At 73.1% G+C, this 3,872-nt stretch carries 6 protein-coding genes; 4 read left to right on the top strand and 2 right to left on the bottom strand.

Annotation, left to right across the window (positions count from 1 at the left end; all coding sequences use genetic code 11):
- From ACFWFR_RS18205 to ACFWFR_RS18195, 3 genes are all read left to right on the top strand, one after another.
- Positions 1-798: OB-fold nucleic acid binding domain-containing protein (locus tag ACFWFR_RS18205; RefSeq protein ID WP_377623998.1), on the top strand; the 798-nt coding region annotated here is incomplete at its 5' end.
- 61 nt (positions 799-859) lie between these two features.
- Positions 860-1,294, top strand: coding sequence for a hypothetical protein (locus ACFWFR_RS18200; RefSeq protein WP_377623996.1), 435 nt, complete (start codon positions 860-862; stop codon positions 1,292-1,294).
- Between the two features lie 176 nt (positions 1,295-1,470).
- Positions 1,471-2,112, top strand: coding sequence for a hypothetical protein (locus ACFWFR_RS18195; RefSeq protein WP_377623994.1), 642 nt, complete (start codon positions 1,471-1,473; stop codon positions 2,110-2,112).
- A 296-nt stretch (positions 2,113-2,408) separates the two neighbouring features.
- Here the strand turns inward: ACFWFR_RS18195 and ACFWFR_RS18190 are convergent, their stop codons facing one another.
- Together ACFWFR_RS18190 and ACFWFR_RS18185 are read right to left on the bottom strand one after the other, a co-directional pair.
- The gene (locus ACFWFR_RS18190; protein WP_377623993.1) at positions 2,409-2,873 is read right to left on the bottom strand and encodes a GNAT family N-acetyltransferase; all 465 of its coding nucleotides are present in this window, start codon (positions 2,871-2,873) and stop codon (positions 2,409-2,411) included.
- A 70-nt stretch (positions 2,874-2,943) separates the two neighbouring features.
- Complete coding sequence (locus ACFWFR_RS18185) at positions 2,944-3,180, bottom strand: hypothetical protein (RefSeq protein ID WP_377623991.1); 237 nt, start codon at positions 3,178-3,180, stop codon at positions 2,944-2,946.
- Between the two features lie 266 nt (positions 3,181-3,446).
- Here ACFWFR_RS18185 and ACFWFR_RS18180 point away from each other — a divergent pair, with 266 nt between their 5' ends.
- Complete coding sequence (locus ACFWFR_RS18180; protein WP_377623990.1) at positions 3,447-3,836, top strand: DUF952 domain-containing protein; 390 nt, start codon at positions 3,447-3,449, stop codon at positions 3,834-3,836.
- The last annotated feature ends 36 nt before the right edge of the window (positions 3,837-3,872 follow it).

The raw sequence follows: 3,872 nt of genomic DNA, 5'->3' as shown, positions 1-3,872 counted from the left end.
GGCAGGGACGTGCTGCCCGACGGCGCCGCGCCCCGACGCGTTCCCGCCGCCCCGCGCTCTCCCGCCCCGCCCGACGGCGCCCCGCACCCCGACCTGTCCCTCGCGGTGCGCATGGGGCTGGGCAGCGTGCGCGGGGTGGGGGACCCGGTCGCGGAGGCGATCGTCGCGGCGCGCGCGGCCGGACCGTTCACGGACCTCCGCGACCTGGTGCGTCGCGTCGACCTGACCACGGCCCAGCTCGAGGCGCTCGCGACGGGCGGCGCGCTCGAGTCCCTGGGCGTGGCCCGGCGCGAGGCGCTGTGGGCCGCCGGGGCCCTCGCCCAGGAGGGCCCGGACACGCTGCCGGGGGTCTCGGTCGGCGTCGAGGCGCCCACGCTGCCGGGCATGAGCGAGGTCGAGACCGCGGTCGCGGACGTGTGGGCCACGGGCGTCTCGACCGACTCGTACCCGACCCAGTACGTGCGTCCCGGGCTGCGCAGGGCCGGGGTCATCACGGTCGCAGAGGCGGTCGAGCACGAGGCCGGTCGGCGGGTCGCGGTCGGGGGAGTCGTGACACACCGCCAGCGCCCCGGGACGGCGGGCGGCGTGACGTTCCTGTCGATCGAGGACGAGACGGGCCTGCTCAACGTCATCTGCACGCCCGGCCTGTGGCAGCGGTTCCGCCGGGTCGCGCGGTCGTCGCCCGCGCTCGTGGTGCGGGGGCGCCTCGAACGGGCCGACGGCGCCACGAACCTCCTCGCGGAGCACCTCGCGCCGCTGTCGCTGCAGGTCGCGTCACGGTCGCGGGACTTCCAGTAGACCTCCGCTGGCATACTCGGGGCCCATGAGGACCGGACCCGCACGTGCCCGTCGTCGATCGATGCCCGCGCTCTTGACCGGGGGCGCGGCCGCTGCCCTCGTCCTGGTGACCGGGTGCGGGGCGACCCCCGTCACGCCCGACGACCTCCTGGAAGCGCAGGGCGACCTGACGTCGGGCGTCGCGTTCGTGTCCTCGGTCGGGCGCTCCGGGCTCGACCTGATGGTCGAGCCCGGTGCGCTCGCGGACGGGGAGGACGTGCCGAGCGCTGCGCCGCTCACCGTCGCGGTCACGTGCGAGGGCGACGGAGACGCGCACGTGACGGTCGACGGCGCAGCCCTCGGATCGGTCTCGTGCGGGTTCCGCCGCGGCGACACGGGGTACGTCGCGCTGACGACCGGGGACGAGGTGGACCTGCGCCTCGGCCATGGCGTCACCGTCGAGGTGGACACGGGGGCGGCCGTGGCGGTGTCGGTGCTGGTCGAGCAGGCGGGCTGACAGGGGTGCCTTCGCTGCGTACCGCGGCCGCGTACGACGGGCAGCGCCCCTATCGGATCGGGGAGGTCCACGACGAACCGACGACCGAAGACCTCGCGTGGATGCGGGCCCGAGACGTCGACGGACTCTCGATCAGGCCCCCGCGAGGCACGCGCCGGGTCTTTCCGCTGGACTGGGTGGAAGGCCTCGGACTGCTGCGGTACCTGGAGATCGTGAGCCCTCGGCCCGTCGGTGCGGTCCCGGCGAGCATCGCCGACGGGCTCGAGATCCTTCACGTGCAGGGGCGACTCCACGCAGAGCTCGACCTGGCTCGGGCACAACGTCTGCGCAGCCTCACGCTCGCACAGGACCAGGTGGAGGCCCTGTCGTCCGCGCCGGTGCTCGAGCACTGTGGTCTGGAAAGTGCGACGAAGTTCTCGTCAAGCATCTTCGAGGGGTGCGCCTCGCTGCGGAGCGCGTTCGTCACCGCCGACGCTCGGGCGGCCAACCCCGTCTGGGACTTCTCGGCCCAGGGTGAGATCCCTCTGGAAAGGCTCACCCTGATGGACGTAGGGGCCCGTAGCCTCGACGGGATCGCAGCCCTGCCGAGGCTCCGCGAGCTCACCATCCTCCCGCGGGAGGACGCGGGGCTCGAGCAGCATCTCGACCTGAGGCCCCTGGCTGCGTGCTCGAGGCTGCGGCGACTCGTCCTCCACCGGAGCGGCACCCTGGACAACGCCCAGGTCCTGGACGAGCTGACGGACCTCGAGACGGTGAAGGTCCGGCGAGGAGCCGTGGACCGCGCCGTCGAGGACCGGGCGTGGCTCAGGGTGCTGTGACGCGGGTCCGCCGCCGCCGAGATGCGGCTGACGGGGGTCGTCTCGCCGGAAGGACCCCCGATGGCCGCATCTCGATCGGTCGGACGCCGCCCACCCCCGCTTGGCCCCGAACTCCAGGGCTCTGCCGTGGGCATCGTCCAGGACCACGGCCCGGGCGACCCCTCTCCAGTGGGAGGCCGACGGCCTCGAGCGCACGCGAAGCTGAGCACGCGAGGCCGAGCATGAGGTTGGGGTCGCTCTGGGCGCCAGAACGACCACAACCTCGTGCTCGGCAGCCCACCGGCCGGCCATGACCGTCAGACGAGCGGCTTGCGCATGCTGAAGTTCGTCAGCGAGACCCCGCGGAGCACGGGCCGGCGCTCCTCGACCACGACGAACCCGTGCTTCTCGAAGAAGGGGCGAGCCGTGAGGCTCGCGTACGTCGTGAGCTCGACGGCGCCGTGCTCGCGGGCCACGCGCGTCACGTGCTCGAGCAGTGCGGAGGCCACACCGCGCCGGGTGACCGCGGGGTCGACGAACATCATGTCGATGTACCCGCTGTCGTCGACGTCGCTGAACCCGAGGACCTCGTCGCCCTCGACCGCGACGACGGTGTCGGTCTGCAGGCGCTTGACCGCCCAGACGTCGAGCGAGATGTCGTCCGCACCCCAGGCCGCGATCTGCTCGGGCGAGTAGTCCTTGCTCGCCGTGACGCGCACTGCTCGCAGGAACACGCGGAGCGTCGCTTCCGCGTCGGACTCGTCGTAGGCGCGCAGGATCATGGCGTCGAGCCTAGCCCGCGGACGCGCCCGGTCGTCGGGCCATCGTGCCCGGGCAGGGGTGCCCGACGTCTCAGCCGTCCCGTGAATCCGCCGTGTGGTCCGGTACCCGGTCCGCTCCTGCCGACAGCGACCACACCATGCTCACGGTGAGTGCAGTGAGGACGGAGTAGATGATCAGGGCGATCCACGAGGCAGCGGTCCCCTCGCCCCGGCTCGGGAGCCAGACCTCGGCGTCGGGGCCGTGCGCGAGGAGCACGACGAGGGCGTAGACGGCTGCGCCGCCCGCGGCGAGAACGAAGGGGCTCATGGCGGCCAGCCAGAGGAGTCGTCGGCGGGTCATGGGCGTCCTGCGTCTCGCTCTCGGTGAGGGATGTTCCGGGGCGCCTCGCACCGTGCGCGGCGGTCGTCGGTGGGGTGCCCGTCGACCCTATCGCCGACGGGCCCGGTGACGGCCTCCGTGCCCCGCGAAGTCCAGGGATCGAGACGCGTCGCGGTCCTCGACGTGCTCGGGCACGTCGCGGGCAGAGCGCGGGAGGTCAGGGCGCCGGGGGCTGAGACGCAAGGAGAGAGCCGGTGGTTGGACACAGAGTGCTGCACGTCGCCTTCAGCGACGACTGGGAGGCCTGCGAACGCTTCGGCGAGTACGACGTCGCCACGCGCAACACGTTGTACGAGGTCGCGGGGTTCGTGCACGCCACGACCCTCTCCGCCCTCCCGTCGGTGCTGCACGGCCCGTACGCCGACGCCGCGATCCCGCTGGTCCTGGCCGTGATCGACGAGGAGTCCCTCGCGGACGAGGGCATCGAGGTCGTGTGGGAACCGGCCGACGGAGCCGGCGCGGTCCCGAGGATCCTCGGTGCCTTCCCGATGGACGGACGGACCGTCCCGGCGGTCATCGAGCTCGAACACGCCGACGGACGGTGGGTGGTCCCGGACCTCTCGGGCTTCTCCGTCCGTCCGTAGCGGGGACGTGGACGGGGGGTGTGCGCGGAGCGGGAT

Origin of the sequence: Oerskovia sp. NPDC060287 (assembly GCF_042726775.1) — a bacterium.
In the GTDB taxonomy this organism is placed as follows: domain Bacteria; phylum Actinomycetota; class Actinomycetes; order Actinomycetales; family Cellulomonadaceae; genus Oerskovia; species Oerskovia merdavium.
This window is presented reverse-complemented; position numbering and strand designations above follow the sequence as displayed.